We start from the raw sequence: 18,843 nt of genomic DNA, 5'->3' as shown, positions 1-18,843 counted from the left end.
ATCCCCCTGCTGCGCCGCCGGGACTGGCCCTGGCCCCAGCAGGTGTGCGGGATGAACTGCCACGACCCCGAGCAGGTGCAGCAGCGCATCCTCGAGCACGAGCTGATCCACTACAAGCTCGGTCTTGTCTGAACTTCTTTAGATTCAGTCGGTTCAGACTCGCCCTGGGACCACAGGACAGTCTCGGTTACAGGTGCAAACCCCAGGCCAAACTGGCTGTCGGAACCCAACTGATGACCGGTGTTTCCGAGGGCGAGCAAAATCCAGAGGGTTCATTGGGGTTCCTACGCAGGGCGGAGACGTGCGCCCAAGAGAGTCGGTGGAACGAAACAAGATGGCAACATGCGGCTCCGGAGGTTGGTTTCGACATTCGAGAAGGTTGTGTTGTATCCTCCGAATCCGTTAAAACTCCGATGACTCCCCAAAAATCGGCTTTCACGAGCATGGATGGGATTCTGGCGAGGGACAACGAGCCATCCGGACCTTGAACATCGTGGGCATCTTTACTCGTGAAGGGCCGGCCATCGAGGTGGACTTCACCACGCCATCACCCCTGATTCCACACAAAGACCGGGCTAATCATGGGGGAAACGTCAGTTAGATTCCCAGTGTTTCGGAAGGTCATGTACGCGGTATCGCTTCTTGGTGATCTTTAGGCCCTTCACCACCACCAATTCCACCCAGGGGTCAGTGGCCTTTCCAAGCTTCGCTTTGGGAATCTTCCAGGACACCGTTTCCCGGTCATCCGGATAATCGGGCCCCGTCCTGGGCTCTCCACCTTCCCAGGTTTTTGCGCTTCCCCAGGTTTGTCCCCCGTCCCAGCTCCAGCGCAAGTAGGACTTCGTTGGGACCTGCCCGGAATCCGGGCGGGGTTCCACAAGCAGGTGTTTCGAGGCTTGAGCCGCTGGAGGGAAACCCAATCGATCCCCATCCAACCATCCCAGGGACCAGGCATCTGCGTGATCCTCACGCGCCAGCCTCAAGGCTTCGTGTTGGGCGGCCCAGTATTCCCCGATCAATTTCCCCTCCAGGGTGTACACCCTGAACCCCGCTCCCTCCTCGTCCGTGGGAACCTGGGCTTCAGATCCATCACCGAAGGGTTTCAGGGCCAGAACGCGATATACCTTCCCCGAGACCGTGATGTATTCGAAAATTAACGTACATCTTACATTAATCCAGAAACTGGGTTCTACAGGCATGGTGCTGCCGAGTGTCAGCCGTTTGTGAGCCCGATCCACCATCCCAAATGGAATGGAAAACCACAGCCGCCCTTCCTTTCGGTGCTGACGGTAGTAGGCGTTGGTGTCCTCGGGAACAATGGGCGAGGCTTGGGCGGCGGGCACAGCCAGGGCGCCTTGGGCCTTCAGGGGCATTCCAAAAAGCATTAGCGCTCCTGTAAGGGGCGGGAGCCAGGAGGCCCAGGACTTCCGGAAGGCAATGAGAATCAGGTCATATCGCATGGAAATTTCCCTTTCGGATCAGGGCGTGGGGTTAGTTGTGGCGTTGTACGTGAAAATCTTTTGGAAGTGGAAATCCGAAAGCCAATAATTTTCACCTTTCCCTCTGTTCAGGTAATCCATCAGATCCTTAGCGAGGCTGTAGGCGGTAAGGTCTTGGGGCGTGAAAAACCGGGTGCCCCATACCGGCGATGCCACGGATCCGCTATTCAGAGGGGAGAAAAGGGAAGAGGCATCCAGGGCAGCCCCCTCCAAGGCGAAGGGGTCCCATCCTACGATTCCGAGTCTGGATCCCCCCCTAGCACCATCCCCGTAGGCGGGCGCTTGGGGGTAATCGGTACTGGGATCCATGGTGTGTTTCAAGTGATGGGAGTGTCCCAGTTCATGGGCCGAATCCACCGCATTGCCTGGGAAGGCCGCGAAGAGATGAGAAACATCGCCGCCGAGATAATTCCTCGCGAAGGTCCACCCATTGGTACTCGCCGAAGTCACGCCGGGAAGGGCTTTGATTAGAACGCAAAGAAATGTCCCAGGTTTTGAATATGCTAGAAGATACGGATCTCTAGCCCTTTCAAATCCGTACATCACCAATTTGTCCCAACTTTCATTGATCGAATACCATCCAGAATTATCAAATTTCCATGCCACGAAAGGAGCCATGGGGGTCACGGTGTTGGTGAGAGGGTCGGTGAAAGTTGACGCCCCGGTGTAGGTCTTCCCGTCCACGGAGCGAATCCCGAGATCCCAGGTGGCTTGGACGTTTTCAGTGTTTTCATCCAGCCTGATCCCCCCATCCCCGAAGGGGAAGAGCTTCCTGAGCACCACCTCATAACGAATGCGGAATTCACTCAATTCGGCGGGGGTGAAGCCGAGGATTTGGGAGCTGGTCGATCCGTCCGCCGCCTGCTGCCGGTAAGTGACGGTGACAGGAAGCAGGATGACCTTGATGGAGTTGGGCTGGTCCTTCCAGATCGCACCTTGGCTCGTTTGGAACCACCCTTCCTTCGGTAACCAAGCGGCTCCCCCGGTGGAATCCTTGAGGAGCACCTTGAGCTGGGCTTGCGGAAGGGTGCTCCCGGCCGGGAGGATCGCCTTAAAGCCCAGTTTCTTCCGCCCGACGGGATAGGGGAATTCGCTCCCACTCCACACCAGGGATACATCCGAAGCTAACGTTCGTTCGCTCTTATCTGGCAGCACCGCAATAAGGTCCACTTTCAGGTTCCGACTTAGTTCGCGCGACACGTTCTGATTGAATTCGAAATTCCCATAGACCAGTGTGTTCCGGTTCAGGATTCGAGGGACATCCTTCTTCCATGTGAGACCGGGCGTTCCACCAACCAACGGAGCATTGGCATCATCGATCCCTCGTTCCACGCCCTGGTTCATCCTGAGGTCCGGGATTTGGAGGGTCATGGGCGCGAAGTTTCCGAAGGTCGCCAGCCTTGCCAGCCAACCCAAATCCCCTTGCACCACGGACGTGATCAATGGTTTGACGGTCTTCGCACCTGGAGCCAGGGTAGCCGCTGCGGGCGTGCCCGCTGCGGCCGTGATGATCGGCTTCCCGCCTACGAACACACCGCCATCCTTCATCAGGGTGAGCTTGGGCCGATCCAGTCCGAAGGCCACCTTATCCATGACGCTGAAGGTCCCTGTATCTGGATCGTACAGCTCAGTTTCCGTCGGATAGCTCCAGATAGTCCCGGTGCCATCCCAGGTGGCGCTGAGATACCCTCCCACCACCACGACCTGCCCCGTAGGTAGCATGATGGCGGCATGGTCGCTCCGGGCCCACTTCATTGCTCCGGTAGGTGTGAACGTCCCGGTGGCTGGATCGTAGATCTCAGCCGTGGCGGTGGGATTCGGCAGGAACGTGGAGGTTGATGCAAGCGTGAAATGATCGGATCCGCCAATGATCAGGATCTTCCCGTTGGGAAGCTTGGTCATGGTGTGTCCGGTACGCGCCTGCGTCATGCCGGTCACCGGAAGTAACGCACTGGGCGACTGGGGATCAAATATCCGTGCTTCGTTCAAGACGCAGGTACTGATGCCGCAGGGATAGGTTTCGTTCACACTGTAGGTCCTACCACCGCCTGTGAGGAGGGCCCTTCCATCATCTAAGGCCACAACGGCCCCGCCTTCGCGGGTCTGGTAAATCTCCTGATTGGCAATGTTCCCCGTGACGATATCCGTCAGATCAAAGAGGTTCGTCGCGGGATCGAAGAGATCGAACGGCCAGTAGGTTTGCACCCCAGAAGGACCGCCGACCATGAGCACTTGGCCGTTGGCCAGAGTTGCGGCCTGACCTGTACTTCCATGCGCACTTCGCATGGAACCTGCCGGATATAGCGGATGATCTGGCGGCACCGGGAGCGCTTCGAACTGGCCCGTAGCCGGGATGTAGATCTCGCCCCATTTCACGGGTTGTTCTTGAACAAGGGCATTGGGATCCGTCGGCCACTTGAAATACCCCATGCCTCCCGCGATCAACACGCGACCATCGCTAAGGAGGGTTGCCATATGTCCAGCCCGCGCCTGGATCAGACTGCCCGTGGCCGTGAAGACCTTGGTGCCCGGGTCGTACAGATAGGCAGTGCCGCGATAGCCCTTCGTCGGATCCGTGTCGATCACCCGTGTATCTTGCCCTCCAACCAAGAGGACCTTCCCGTCTTTGAGGACGGTCACTGAATAACCTTCCAGATCCAGTTCTGCTGGAATGTTGCGTAAACCCTTGATGCTGGATTCAACCACCAGAAGCGCGGATCCTTGCCAAGCGGAGTTGGCCTTGCTGGTGGCGACGACAGTGTAAATGCCGGGTTCGTGGGCCGTGAAAACGCCTTGATCATCGACAGCAGCTTGTACTGTGCCGCCTGCGACTGCCCAAGTGACACTTTGATCATCGTTCCCCAGCACAGTCGCATGGAGTGACTGATAGGTCCCTGCGTCCACCGTCGACATGGCAGGTTCCACACTGACGCCGTAGTTCTGGGGGGAGAAAGTGCCCCCTCCACCACTACCAGGCCCCCAATTCCCTCCTCCGGTGATTGCAACGATGGCTGTGGCCGTCGCGGAGCGGCTGCTATCCACTGCGCTGGTGGCCTTGATCGTGAAAGTGCCGACTTCGTTCGGGGCGGTGTAGATGCCGTTTGCGTCGATACTTCCACCGTTGGGTTCGACCACGGACCAGTTCACTGGACCTAAACTGGTGCCCGCCGCAAGCTGGAACTGGCCTTGGGGAAGCACCCACAACACGCTAGGCAGGATCATCAGATCGATGGGTTTCACCTCCACCGTGGCCGTGGCGGTCTTGGTGGGGTCCTTGGAACTGGTGAGCGTGATGGTGACCGTGCTAGGGGTCAACGGTGCGGTGAATACACCAGTGGCGGTGATGCTGCCCGCGCTAGCAGACCAAGTAAGTCGATCATCGGAATAGGTAAAGGCCTGGTACCCGAAACTGAAGGATTGACCGGTAGTCAGAGTAAGGTACGACGGCGTAATCATCAGGCTTACATCATTCACCGTGACTGTGGCGGAAGATGTCTTGGTGGGATCGTCCACCAAAGCCGCCGTCACGGTATAGATGCCTGCCGTGGTAGGTGCCGTGAAGGTGCCATCCACCGCGATGGTGCCGCCATCACATGTCCAGGTGACCTGGTTGGAGGGCGCGTAGATCGAGTAGCCGAACTTGTAGGACACACCTGTGAACATCGTCACCTGGGTAGGCACGACGGCCACGGCGTAGCCCGCTCCTGGGATGGTCAGGGTTCGAGAGATATAACTCTTCCCGTCGGTGATGGTCAGGGTGTAGATCGTAGTGCCTACCGGTGTCACATCGTAGGAAGTTTGACCAGTCGCATCCAATTGAAGGCCATTGCTATCTTGCAGAGTGATCGTGGTTGCACCGACAGTGGACCATGAAAGCAGCACATGCCCTGGACCCTGCGGAGATGGGCCACTGGAGAAGCTGAGGACATCGAGAGTCGGCGGTGGCAGAGTACCCACACTCTTACTGACGATAACGGTAGCAGTGGCGAACACCGTGGGATCTACTGTGCTAGTCGCAGTCACCGTGTAGGTGCCCTCTGTCTGGGGAGCTACCCAAGTGGCGCTGGTGCCTCCTCCCGAAAGAGACCCGCCAGAGTATGACCATGTCAGACCATCCTTGCCTTGAACGGCCAGGACAGATGCGGTGAAAGCCTTACTAGCACCAGGAGCAAGAGTCACAGATGCAGGGGTAATAGTCACGGAGGCGACATCACCGACACGAACCGTCGCGAGGCGAGAGTCTCCTCCCGCCGTGGTAGTCACCATCAGATTGTAGGTTGTGGTCTCAGTTGGGGTGACAGTCCAGCTTGTGGCACCTCCGGTGTTTACGGATGTCTGAACTCCGCTCTGCGTGGTTGCTTTGAGGGTCACCGTGCCTGCTAACCCTGCACTGTCGATACCCCAAGAGAGTGTCGAACTCGCTCCTGATCCGGTCAGGATTCCAGTTGGAGAAGCTACAAATTGTAGAATCGCTGGCGTACAAGGGATCGTGATCGGATAAGACTGGATGGTGTTCCCATTGGCGTCAGATGCTTGGAGATAGAATTGCGGCTGGACATGCAGCACCGAGGGATGACTGGCTTGAATAGTGACGGGAGTTCCGCTGGTAATAGGTCCATACGCCAGCCAGCTGTAGGTGGGACGGTTGTAGTAGTAGAGGGTGGCTGAAGCGGCCGTGAAGGTGCCGACCAAGGTGACGGGGTCACCGGCACGAATGACTCCGGGATTTGCCACGAGCGCGGAAATAACCGCCGAGGAAGCCACTGTTACGGTTAGGCTTCGGTTTCCCTCCAACCCCGAAACACTCCTGGCCATCAGCGTGAATGTGGTGGTTCGTGTGAGGGTGACGCTGTAGGACGTCTTGCCGGTGACATCAATGACTTGGCTGCCAATGGAATCAGCAATGGTCAGGAGGAGCTGTGGATTCGGCGTGTTGTAGGCCGAGATGTTGTCCCAAGTCACCGTGACAGTGTCCCCTGGCTGGACCGAGGTGAAATCTGAATAGAAGTACCCGATGGAGGGGCGTGCTTCATTCACAGTCACAGAGGCGGTAGCATTGACAGTGGAATTCCATTGGGAAGTGGCCACCACGGTAAAGGTCCCCAAGGCCCATCCCGGATGTACTACACCCCACGCGTCCACAGTGGGGGCCCCGGGGGTCGTTTCAAGAATCGACCAGAAGGCTTCATTGGAAAGCTGAGACGGGAATGTGGCGGCAAAGGAAGCGATACTGCCGCTATAACCAACCGAACTAGCGTAAATGGAGGCTTGCGCTGGCAGAACAGTTGGCTGGGCCGGGTCCACAGAGATAGTCACTGATTCCGATTTGGTGGGATCCGCTACGCTTGTGGCTGTCAGGATGAAAGTCGTACCTTTGGAACTTACAGCTGGAGCCGTGAAGGTCACGGAATTCCCATTGGCTTGGATGGTGCCCCCGTTGGCAGACCAAGTGACATCCGTGTTCGCATTGCCGACCACAAGGGCTTTGAAGGTCGCCGTCCCACTGCCCAGGAGTTTTATCGGACTGAAGTCGGTCTTGGGAACAATTCGGACATCCACAATATTGGGCTGGGGGACCTGATTCGTGGCTACCCCGTAGGTGTAAGCAGAGGTCTGGTAGTAACCAGAGCCAAACCACCCAAAATAGGAATAGGTTCCGTTGACGACGAAAGAGCCATCGGGTTGAGGATCGAAGACCATTTCGATGGGCTGGGACAACATCCCGCCATAGTTGACCTGTTGGCGGTACCAACCTTGGAAAACACGGCCTGTCATGGCACCTGTCACCTGGGCGCCATTGAGCTTGCCATAGATCGTGCCGTTGTCCTCAAAAAGACTCAAGGTAGATGTTCTGGCAACTCCATCGTAGGCGTAGACCACAGGCCCTTCGTAGATGCCGGCGACATGCAGCGTCGATGAAGCTGTCACGCCCACTTTTACAGTGTAGCTATTACCTGTGATGCTGGCATTGCTGGTGGCCGTCACCGTGTAAGTGCCAGGTGTTGCGGGTGCGGTGTAGAGACCATCCAGGGTAATGGAGCCAGCAGAGCAGGTCCAGGTGACCGCCTTATCCGCGGTCCCCCCGACGGCAGCTTGGAATTGGACTGTACCTCCAACCATTGTGAAGGCCGTAGACCACATCGTGTGGTTGAGTTCTGCCGCTGTCACTGTTCCAGCCGTCTCGACACCCACCACGATGTTTCCAGATCTGGTTCCACTCTGATACCCAGTGATGGAGTTCCCATCTAAGGAGAAATTGGCTGTGTAGGTGTACCCCCACACGGGAGTCGAACCGGAGATTCCGAATCGAGTGGCCACACAGCTCTGCCCGCTCAGGGTGGTTGAATCCATACCCAAGGTATCGCCAGTCCAGATGCGACGAATGGACTGAGTCGTTCCCATGGAGGTGTTGACGTTCTTAATGCCAAAATCCAGAATTCTCTCACTCAAGGTTCCGGTGCTGGATACGAATTCGCCGGAGAAATCTGGGATCGCAAGAATTTGAGTAGTGGCATTGATCGTTAAGCTGCTGACGGTGTTGCTGGGATGAGCAGTAATAGTGACTGTTCCCGGGGCTGTGGCAGTGTACTTAACTACGGGATACCCATGAGACCAGTCGTACCAAGCAGCGAGAATGGTTCCATTCCCACTGATGGACCAGAACTTGTAGGGGTCTGTTCCCCACCCTCCACCTGCAGACCCAGATGCATCGTAGGTGGCGATCAGAGTACAGCCGGACCAGCAACTGGACACTGCATCGAGTACCCCTGCCGATAGGGGACCCTGAACGGTGACATTGGCCTCCGCATAACTGCTTCCCGAAGTCGCCCGAACAATCACTTTCCGCTCGCCTTCACCATAGTCCAGGTATGCGGGCGCCGTGTAAGTACCTCTGGAAATTGTGCCGGGATTGAGCGAACTCCCGTCCGCCATCCGACAGTCCCAGGTCACGGAATTCCCGCTACCACCTTGGACCGTGGCAGTGAACGACTGCTTACTACCAACACCAAGCGTGACTCCTGTGGGGCTGATGGAGACATCGCCTAGCCCGGGTACATTGAACCCTACTGTCGTGCTTTGACTCGAGTCAATGGCATTGGTAGCGGTGACATAGACTCCCCCCCCGGGGAAGGTGCCGCTCGGTGCCGTAAATAGCCCCGTGTTGGTGATCGTCCCATCTGAACAGGTCCAGATGACTCCACCACCGCCCTTCACCTCGGCGGCGAACTGGACCTGAGAACCGGGAGACACCGATTGGCTCTGCCACAAGGGAGGATTGGTGAAGGAACCAGGGGAGATCAAAACCGTCCCACGTTTCCACACCCGAACAGTAAGGAAGGACACCCTGGAGGGGTCGGCCATACTTGCCGCTCGTAAAGCTACATCAGCGTAATTGGCGCTGGAAATGAGCCCACCCGCTTGGAACGCCCCTAGAACTGAAATTGTGGATCCAAAGTTGGCATATGGGTCCAGCGACCACTTCACGCGGGTGTCTGCGGTGCCAGAGACAGTAGCCGCGAAGGTCGCCGTCTCGCCCTCAACAAACTCGGTCTTGGCGGGTGGAGTAATGGTGACGTTGATTGGCCCGACCGTCTGCAGCGTTACAGTGGCAACGGAAGACTTGCTGTAGTCTGCCTGGGGATGGGCCTTGATCAGTGAAAAGTACGAACTGTTATTGCTCGACTGAAGCACGGCCGGAGCCGTGTAGACCCCTGTCGCACTCAATGCCCCATTATTGCCTCCACCCAGCGGTTCCCAGTAGATTTTGGTATTGCTATTGTTAGCCACTGTTCCAGTAAAGGATTGGGATTCACTTGTCGCGAGGTTCACGGTGATGGGGGCGATCGAAATGGAGGTAAGCGGGATGGCCGCCGTGATTGTCAAAGTGGTAGTAGCGGATTTAGTAGGATCAGCCACACTGGTGGCTGTAATGGTTGCTGTCCCCGTGTTGGCTGGAGCCGTATAGTATCCGGATGCGGAGATAGACCCAGTCGAGGCTGACCAAGTAACCCCGGTGTTCGCCGTCCCAATAAGGTGAGCCTGGAATTGCTGGGTACCGCCAACGGGAATGGCAATCCCAGTGGGATTGAGCGAAACAGAAACCAGGCCTTGGGTGGTCGTCACTGTCGCAGAGGCAGATACCTTCCAGTTATCCTGTTTCGCGGTAACTGTGTAAGTTCCTACAGCATTCGGTGCCGTGTAGCGACCACCCTGATCAACCACGCCGCCGGACGCACTCCATGTGACGGTCGACTGATTAATGCCCAAGACCGTAGCCGTGAAAACTTGACCAGCTCCCGCGAGCATCGTGAGGCTAGTAGGAGAGATCGATATCTGGGGAGGAACGATGATGTTGGCGGTAGTAATTATACTTGGATCGTCTACGCTGGTTGCCCAGACCGAATAGGACCCCGCATTCTGTGGGGCTGTGTACATCCCTGAACTGCTAATCGTTCCGCCACTGCAAGTCCAGGTAACGGTAGGGTTCCCCAACCCACCTGTTACTGAGGTTGAAAATTGCTGAGTGGTTCCCAATGCGAGGGAGACGGCTCCGGGTGTCACTTTGACGATCACAGGTGGTGCAACTCGAACAGGCACAGAGGCTGTAACAGTGGAGTCTACATTACTGGTAACAGTTACCGTGTAGATTCCGGATATAGCCGGAGCTTTGTAAATCACCGAGCCATTTGTGCTTGGAGTCACGCTGCCACCGGAACAAGTCCAAGTAACGCTAGGTGTACTACTGGCATTAGTGGTCAGACCCAAACTACAGCTAGAATTGGGTGAGAGACTCACAGTAGATCTATCTATGGCAAGTCTCAGTGGAACGGTCGCGGTGGCCAAGCCTGTGATGGTTGAGTTCTGCACGCTGATTGCGGTTATGGAGTACGTACCAGCCAGGTAAGGAGCCGTGAAGAGCCCCGAATTAGACACACTCCCCCCAGAACAGGACCAAGTCACTGCCGTGTTGGAGAGGCCAACTACCGAAGCGGTGAATTGCTGCGTGCCATAAGACTGCAGGGTCACATTTGCAGGTGAAACGCTGACCCCAGGGATGACCACGGTGATGATTGCAGTCGCTGATTTGGTGGGATCCATCCTGCTTGTGTAGGACAAGGCATAACTACCTGGCGACTGAGGCGCCTGGTAGGACAGGTTCGAATAACCTAATCCGAATGTGCTTCCTTCATTTGAAATGGTTCCGCTGCCGCCCGATAGCGTCCAGTCCCCACTGGTGTCGCCATATCCATACACATATCCAGTAATAGGGCAGGATTCTCCGGTCGCCAGGGTTCGCGCACTTGGGCTAACAACCACATTGGTAATCCCAGGTGCGACTACCGTCACGGAGGCAGTTCCAACTTTGCTACTGTCTGAAACCAACGTGGCCTGAACGTTGTAGGTTCCGGCTGTGGAAGGAGCCGTGTACATCCCTGTCGAGTTTATCGATCCGCCTGAACAGCTCCAGGTGACAGCTGTCTTGGTGGTCCCCGTTACCGTGGCAGTAAACTGTTGTGTACTGTTTATCATCAGCGTGGTCGAGTTCGGACTCACCGACACTACGATTGAGCTGGGTCCTCCTGCTGAACACGGCAACCAGATCAACATGACGACCGCGACCACCTTCAAACGATAAATACTGAAACGCAGAAAACGGGAGATCATCAGATCAGCAAACATGGCAATCCCGAAAGAAAGGTGGGAATCAAAACAGTCCATAAAACTTGAAACAGGATTTAATCAAATGGAGGATAGAGACCTTGCTCAATGTGCCTGATCTGCAACGCCCGCCTGCTTTCCTGACTTGAACCGGGCATGGTGCCAGATGAGGTGGAATCCTTTCCGTCGGCACCCTTCAAGGGCGTTGGAAGGAAATCCGTCCCTATGGCTGGCACATAGCGGGATGGATGGGCTTCAAGGAGGTGGGGGAGAACCGCGCCAGCCCAAGCCACCACACTTTGATGGTCGATCAGTTGAATGTTCGTGATGTCTGAAGCTATCGACATCACGACTTCCACCAACATTTGATCCGTTGCTTGCGCCCCAGTACCAGGATGTCTGAGGATTACGGCTCGAGTGGGTAGGTCTTCAGTTTTCCCGTGTTGATAAAAGACCCGAACGATTACGCTTCCCGAGGTCCGATTCTGATCCAAGCGGCTTTCGTTCGCTGCCGCGATAAGATCCGCCACGCCACGGTCCATGGTCCATGGTCCAAGCCAGTACGAGCTTATTTTTTACGGGGCGAACCAACTCATCTCGGAATTCTGGTCCCGAAATTTCTTGGGCCCCCGCTGGCCACAGCCAAGCACTCCCATCTACATGGAATCCTCGCCGCGGGGGATTCCTGGTTGGAGCTTGCTTCGTTTGAGCCTGGAGAGTGGCCCACGTAGTCGATAAGAAGGTGATCATCAGGATCGTGGAGCAGCATCGCATGTGAGTTCCCTCGTATTCGGTTCAGTAACGACCTGAGGAGTGCCAGCTCGAGTCCCTAACCAAACAAGTCTCCGCAGAATGTCCTCTTGTCTTTATCCGACATGGCATCCTCTAAATCTGCGTGAACCTACACCTGAGCAGTTAACAGCTCAAGAGAGTCCGCTGAACGGTCGTTTTTTGCCGCCGAACGGTAGTACGGTTCAATTTCGAGATCAGGACTCCATCACTTTGCGCGGCGACTCCCCTCCCCGGAGTCGCGTCCCCCGGATGCCGAACCCTCCCAATCCGAACGGCACATGATCGAGGATGAATTCAAATGGAGTCCCCATGTCCAACCTCGCGTCCCTGCTGAAGTCCGAGACCCTCCGACTCGCCCGTAGGAGGCCCAGACGGAACTCGAATAGCTCCGAAAGGCCTCGGCTCAATATCGAAGCGAGATCACGGAGTTGAGGCCGCGCATAGTTCAGCTGGGAGAGATCGGTGTTTGCACCTAGCTTCTTTCGCTTGGAGTCAGCGCCACTCGTACCTTGGACCGAAGTTCAGAAGGCGTGAACGGTTTCGCAAGGAAGTGAGCATTGGCATCCAGGACCCCATGGCGCAGGATGGCGTCGTCGGTGTATCCGGACATAAAGAGAACCGCCAGGTCCGACTGAAGGCTAGCCACCCTCTCGGATACCTGGCGCCCATTCAGCCCCGGCATGATTACGTCGGTGATGAGCAGATGAATTCGATCAATGGCCTGGGTGCAGAGGGCGATCGCTTCCTCACCATTTCGGGCTTCCAGGACCGCATAACCGGCCTCCCGCAACACAGCCCCTGCCACTTCGCGCACCAGCTCATCATCCTCCACCAAAAGGATGGTTTCACTTCCGCCTTCGTCGGCCGCTCCTCTGGACGCTGCCGCGGAGAGAGATCCCACCTGTCCCTGGAACTCGGGGAAGTAGAGTTTGAAGGTGGAGCCAATCCCGGGTTCGCTGTAGAGCCAGATGTGGCCCTGGCTCTGCTTCACGATTCCGAACACAGTGGATAGACCCAGCCCTGTTCCCTTGCCAGGATCCTTCGTCGTGAAGAAGGGTTCAAAGATCCGGGCCTGGGTAGCCTTGTCCATGCCGTGCCCAGTGTCGCTAACGGCCAACATGACATAGCGGCCCGGGGTGACGCCCAGATGCTCACTGGCATAGGCTCCATCCAGATCGACGTTGACCGTCTCCACGGTGAGCTTCCCACCATCTGGCATGGCATCCCGGGCATTGATCGCCAGGTTCATAACCACCTGCTCAATCTGGCTCGGATCGGCAAAGACGGGCCGTAGGCTTTGAGCACACAGGATCTCAAGCTCGACATCCTCCCCCAGGAGCCGGTGCAAGATTGGGCCAAGGTCTCGAAGCGTGGTGTTGAGGTCGAGGACCTGAGGAGCCAGGATCTGCTGACGGCTGAAGGCCAGAAGCTGGCGCGTCAGCTTGGCCGCGCGCTCAGAGGCCAAGTGAATCGCCTCAAGGTCCCGATCCTTGCCCATGCGCATTTCCAGCGCCTGGGAGGCACTGAAGACCACCGTCAGCAGGTTGTTGAAATCGTGGGCGATGCCGCCTGCCAGTCGGCCCACCGCCTCCAGCTTCTGGGCCTGACGGAGCTGCTCCTCGCTGCGCAGCAGGGCCTCATTCGCCTGCAGGAGTTCGGTGGTCCGCTCCTCCACCCGCGCTTCAAGATGCCCGTGGAGTTCCCGTAGCTGCCGGTTCGCTTCCTGGATTTCCTGGGCCCGCTCGAAAACCTCGGCCTCCATGTGTGAGGCCTGCCCCTTCAGCACCGCAGCGAGGTTCATCTGATCCCGGTGCGCCTCCTTCAGACGGACGAACTCGGTCACGTCCTCTACGCGGTGGATGATGAAGCGAATCTCGCCTTGTGGAGAAAGGACCGGGGTATTGATCGGACTCCAGTAGCGAACTTCGAATCCCCCACCCTCTGACAAAGGCCGTTGAATGTCGTACTTCTGCACGGCCATCACATCCGGCTTCTTGAGGGAAATAACCCGGTGGAGCGAGTCCCGAAGGTTGGCCACCCCGGTCGCGGTCGAATCGTCCGGATTGTCAGGGAATATTTCGAAAATGCCCTTGCCCAGTACCTCCTCGCGACGGGTCAAGGTCGCCGTGAGATAGGCATTGCTTGCGGCCACGATGGTCAGACTGGGATCAAGCGCCAGATAGAGACCAGGCACGGATTCAAACAGAGCCTTGAAATCAGGGCCTGGGTTCCCCGCCGTGGAATCCGCAAACGCCATTTTGCGACCTCCCTCCTACGCCATGGAATCCTCGATCCTCGAAGTCTAGACAAACTCTAGCAGTGGTGGCCGCTGGAAGAATGAATCCTGTAGAGACAGTGTTCACATCAGCCCACGATGGTAAGCCTCATCAATAGCTGAATCCGAGTCACGGGCGCCAATGGCGGTCGATCATCACGGGTGTTGAGTAGATAGCCCGGAATCCGCAAGAGCGGTGGAGAACTCGAGTTTTGAATCGGCTGGGGGGGAGATACCTCTTGGGTTAGTCGAGTGCTGCATCGAGTGTGCAGATGTAACCGGCAGTGCGGTGGAGAACTGAATCGAGGTTTCTATCCGGCCGCTTCCCGACTCATCAGTGAAGTCTCGGTGGCTAGGCGTAAGAAGTAAGTCTCCAGGTCACCGCCTGATTTCTGTACGGGGGCATCGTGTCGCCCTTAGCAATGGGGGCGGTGGTGGAGGGACTGCTGATAGAAGTCCAGACTCCACTTTCTGGGCACTTTTCACCTGTTTTTGCTGTAGTTCCGAGAGGGCATTTTGTCATACGGCCTCCTTTTTGGACGTACTGACAACATAACCATCACCAGTCCTTGTTTAGGCTATTTCCTCCGAACGGTCGTTTTTCACCGCCGAACGGTAGTACCACCTATACCTCAGGCTATATTTAGCAAATGGATTTCAATTCCATGGATCTCACCTGGGAGAGCCAAGATGCCAAACATCGCATCCATCCTGAAAGAAGAAATCCTTCGGCTCGCCCGGAAGGAAGTCCGGAATGAGATCGAGAGCCTCAAGCGGGCCTCCAGCCAGTACCGCTTAGAGATCGCACAGCTGAAGCGGCGTGTGGATCAGCTTGAGAAGCAGCAAGCACGGGTTTCGAAGAAGATTCTGAAAAAGCCGGAAACGCCAGAAGGCGAGGAAGGAACCACGCGCGTTCGATTCTCAGCGAAGAGGTTCGCCCAGCAGCGGCAGAAGCTGGGTCTCTCTGCCCAGGATATGGGCCTGCTCCTCGGAGTCTCCGGCCAATCCGTCTACCACTGGGAGGCCGAAAAGACCCGCCCCCGCCAGGCCCAGCTCCAGGCGATCGCCGCGCTCAGGAAACTAGGGAAGCGCGAGGCGAAGCGAAAGCTGGCCGAGCTGGCCACACCGGAGACCAAAGAGGGTTGAGCCTCACCCTTGAGGAATAGTCCCACTAGGTATCTACACCCCCCTGCCCTGGTGGCCCCGGGTATTCCTTGCTGAGCCTGGGACCTCGATCAAGGCTCTATTGATGCTCGGTAATGGGTCATGCCGGTCTGGCCTTACCCATTACCGACATTACCCAGGAAAACAAAAATAGATTTCAGGGTCGCGGTAATGGTCGAACCCCAATGGGGCTCCCACTTCAATCGGGCCAACCAGAAGCCCAACCGAGTCACCCTACTGGTTTCACTATGCCTCCAGTTCCTCTTCCAGGAACGACTCCTGAGGGTCGTAAAGGGTCTGGCTTTCGAGCCAGCGTTCCCCCTTGGATGGGTCCTCCTTGAGTGAAGGATCTAACGTCAAAGCTCACTGGCGGGCTTGACGACGCGAAGAGGCGGCAAGTTCGTCCACGGGTGGGGCGCTTTGATGGGTTACGGTCTATCCGCGTTTAATAGGTATTGTAGTGGCCTTTGCGCGGGTCACAGCGGATGCAAAACCCTTCGCTTGAGCGTCTATATCTGCCTCAATTTTCACGAGACGCTTTTCGTGGATGGCTAGGGTACGTTCGAGTTCCTTGAACTTGCGTTTTAGTTCTTCACAACACTTCGAATCCGGGCGGCTGATAGGAGTCGCTTGAATGTGGCCGAAGAGTTCCCAGTCGCCTTCGTTTTTCCAGCGGCGGCTGAAGGGGATAGCGCCACCGGCTGCCGCTTGCATTTCACCATGGGAAAAACGGAGCACTGCGCTGCCAATCTGGTCATCCATGTTGCCGAAGCCTAGGAGCCATTCGATGACACTAACACCGTCCTTAATCGCGTCCTTGACGGCTGATCCGATCTGATCCGTCATCCTATCGATGTCTTCCTGCGTAGGTTCGGGGTTGCTGATGCTCAGGGTGCCGAGCAGCTCGGCTAACTTGTCGCGAACCGTGCTGTCGAGACGCTCGTGCCCGCGGGCGGCATCGGAGTCGGAGGTGTTGTCCTCCTCCATCAGCACCACGATGCAGCCTATCATCCCGCCGATTTCACTCTTACCGAGAACCGGGGTCGTTAATGGAATCGGCTTCATGATTGTGCGGTATTCGCCAATAATGGCAGGGACACCTACATCGTCGCCTTCATCAACGTCGCTGGTGCCGAGGTTGCCATGGTTTCCCGGGGTGGTCATGACGGTGGGCGGTCCCTGTAAATATACGTGGCTTAGATCATCAGTGTTGACTACTGTTGTGTCACCATCCACCTTAAAGAACACTGACCATAGATAGGGTTCCGCGTTACCAGGACCATCACCTTCATCATGGCAATGGATGCGATCAAGCTTGAATTCGATATTCAGGTCTAGCATGGTTATGCCCTCCAGGCTTAATCGGATGCTTTGACTAAACGGCTCGTTTATCGCTGCATCCAATCTGCGATAGCGGCCCACCGAAGGAAGCTACTCTTGTAGCCACGCATCCAGTTCTTCATCCACGAATGATTCCCGAGGGTCATAATGGGTTTGGCTCTCCAACCAACGCTGCCCCTAGCCTGACTACATATTCTTTTGTTCAAGTAGATGCTTTAACTGACGGGGTTCTCGGTTCTCTAGCGCGGCATTCGGCCTAGCAATTACGATCCAAGGACCTAACTTTTGCCGCAGGTGATGCCCTACGCGCATCACCCGCATGCAGCAAACCCAGTTGGGCAGCATCAAACATCGGGATCACTCACAGGGTGGAGATTACGAGCCGAAGAGTTGTGCATTGACCGGTGGGTTGACTTGGAACTTTACGTAGGGCGTCGGAATACCAAATCCGACGGTCGTCTTACCATTCAGGTTAGCGGAGCCATCTGAGTACCAGAAAGGAGACGCCGTGTATGCCCGCCAACGAACGCTCAGTGTTCCCGCCCCCAAATTCCACGCGTACACAAACCCGAAGCTCGGGCCTTCATACAGGGTCGTCCACTGTCCAGCCTGACAGAACCTTCCTCCTCCTGACATTAAGCCCTCCCCTTCGTTTGCGGAATCGCAGGAAGCTCTGCGAGGAGCTCCGAGGCATATGGAGGTGCGTGTACAGCCCATCTCACATCCTCGCGGCACCGGATCAGGGCAAGGTGACAGCGAGCCACTAAGTCCTGTTCGTTCTCGATGGGCAGGTACTCTTGACGCATGTAGCGCTCGATGAGCACGGGCCTGAGCCAATGTCCTTCGATGTACATCTGCTGTTCAGGAAGCAGCTTGATGAGTTGTTTTACCGACGTGATCGGGTACTCAATTTTTGCTTCACGTGCAGCCCGCAATACACCAGCGCAGAGGCGCAACTCGGGCGCCTCTTTGAGCGCGATGTCCAGAACTTCGAAGTCGTCTCGATTGAACTCCAGTCTTCGATCGTGCTTCTCTCCCACGATTCCCTTGCTCACTATTCCCTCCGTTAGAAGCGGTTCAACCGATCACTTTTGGAGTTTCAGTGAAGTAAAACGTTAAGAATGCAACCAGCCTAACCAACCAAGCGGATAGGAATGAGAGTCCTAGTCGCTTCGCATGAGCGGAATGCAAGGTAGGTTGAGTCCGATTTGAGCGCAAGGCTGGATTGAACTCGCAGCTCTGCGTTGACATGAATCGAGGTACCGGAAAACTTAGCAGATGTTGAAAAGAAATACCTTGGGCCTACCATCATGAAGCTGGGCCCGCCATGAAAGCGCAATCATAATGGCCGAACGGGCGAATTTGCGGGTTGAACGGTATTCAGACAGCCCTGCTTTTCGAGGCCTAACGAATGAAGGTAACCGGCCGCGCCTGCGCCGAGACGCTGAGCAGAGCCGAGGAAAGGAGAAGTCGAGAGAGGTTGTCAGTTCACCGTCAAGGGTACTACGGTGGATTTCCTTCGCGCGGAAAGGATCGTCCCGCCGGGAGGGGCGCAAGGTCGCGACAGGCGTGCCCGCTGAGTCGCCAGTCACGCCTTTCGCGGCCCGCTTCGCTTTGCGCCCCTCCCGGCTTTGGCCTGGGGCTCCGCTGTGAAGGAAATGCAGGGGATTAATCCGCGCCTCAGAGGGCCTGGGCCTGGGGAATCCAATCATGGCCGGCCTTGACGACGGCCCGCATGAGAACGAGGAGTTTGCGCATGACCGCACCCAGGGCCACGCGCCTTGCCTTGCCCTGGGCGAGCAGTCGGTCGTAGCAGGCTTTCATGTCCGGGTTGAAGCGGATCGCGGCGCAGGCAGCCAGGTAAAGGGCTGCACGGACTCTTGTGCTTCCCTGCTTGCACAGCCTGGGTTTGCCGTGGACGGAGGTTCCGCTCTCCCTTCGACTCGGGCTCATCCCGGCAAAGGCGGTGAGCTGGCGGCTACGCGAGAAGCGGCGCAGATCGCCCAACTCCGTCATGACCGTGACTGCGGTAAGAAGTCCCACCCCGACGACGGAATCCATGCGATCAACCTGTTCCGCCAGCGATTCATGGGACGCGAGATGCTTCCGGAT

General features: G+C 56.7%; 8 protein-coding genes. 2 read left to right on the top strand and 6 right to left on the bottom strand.

The features are described 5' to 3' along the window. Positions 1-593: 593 nt before the first annotated feature. Together G398_RS20815 and G398_RS20810 are read right to left on the bottom strand one after the other, a co-directional pair. Positions 594-1,385, bottom strand: a complete 792-nt coding sequence (locus G398_RS20815; protein ID WP_157492377.1) for a hypothetical protein — start codon at positions 1,383-1,385, stop codon at positions 594-596. A gap of 93 nt (positions 1,386-1,478) precedes the next feature. Then, positions 1,479-9,722, bottom strand: coding sequence for a Kelch repeat-containing protein (locus G398_RS20810; RefSeq protein WP_169720645.1), 8,244 nt, complete (start codon positions 9,720-9,722; stop codon positions 1,479-1,481). 1,201 nt (positions 9,723-10,923) lie between these two features. On the opposite strand from G398_RS20810, the gene G398_RS21095 reads away from it, so the two are divergent. Next, positions 10,924-11,136, top strand: a complete 213-nt coding sequence (locus G398_RS21095; RefSeq protein ID WP_026853525.1) for a hypothetical protein — start codon at positions 10,924-10,926, stop codon at positions 11,134-11,136. A 1,287-nt stretch (positions 11,137-12,423) separates the two neighbouring features. Here the strand turns inward: G398_RS21095 and G398_RS17670 are convergent. Beyond that, on the bottom strand, positions 12,424-14,208 hold the full coding sequence (locus tag G398_RS17670) for an ATP-binding protein (RefSeq protein WP_052571804.1): 1,785 nt from the start codon (positions 14,206-14,208) through the stop codon (positions 12,424-12,426). 708 nt (positions 14,209-14,916) lie between these two features. Between G398_RS17670 and G398_RS0110200 the strand changes: the two genes are divergently transcribed. Then, positions 14,917-15,372, top strand: a complete 456-nt coding sequence (locus G398_RS0110200) for a helix-turn-helix domain-containing protein (RefSeq protein WP_026853524.1) — start codon at positions 14,917-14,919, stop codon at positions 15,370-15,372. A gap of 453 nt (positions 15,373-15,825) precedes the next feature. On the opposite strand, the gene G398_RS20805 is transcribed toward G398_RS0110200, so the two are convergent. The 3 genes from G398_RS20805 to G398_RS17665 all read right to left on the bottom strand — a co-directional run. Next, complete coding sequence (locus G398_RS20805; RefSeq protein ID WP_157492375.1) at positions 15,826-16,731, bottom strand: hypothetical protein; 906 nt, start codon at positions 16,729-16,731, stop codon at positions 15,826-15,828. A gap of 635 nt (positions 16,732-17,366) precedes the next feature. Beyond that, entirely contained in the window at positions 17,367-17,786 is a 420-nt protein-coding gene (locus G398_RS0110190) for a hypothetical protein (protein ID WP_026853522.1), read from the bottom strand. Between the two features lie 625 nt (positions 17,787-18,411). Next, positions 18,412-18,843, bottom strand: a 432-nt coding sequence (locus G398_RS17665; RefSeq protein WP_043484770.1) for an IS110 family transposase, incomplete at its 5' end; no start/stop codon positions are given.

The organism is Geothrix fermentans DSM 14018 (genome assembly GCF_000428885.1).
Classification (GTDB): domain Bacteria; phylum Acidobacteriota; class Holophagae; order Holophagales; family Holophagaceae; genus Geothrix; species Geothrix fermentans.
Note: the sequence above shows the minus strand (reverse complement) of the source record. Positions and strands in the feature narration are given on the sequence as shown.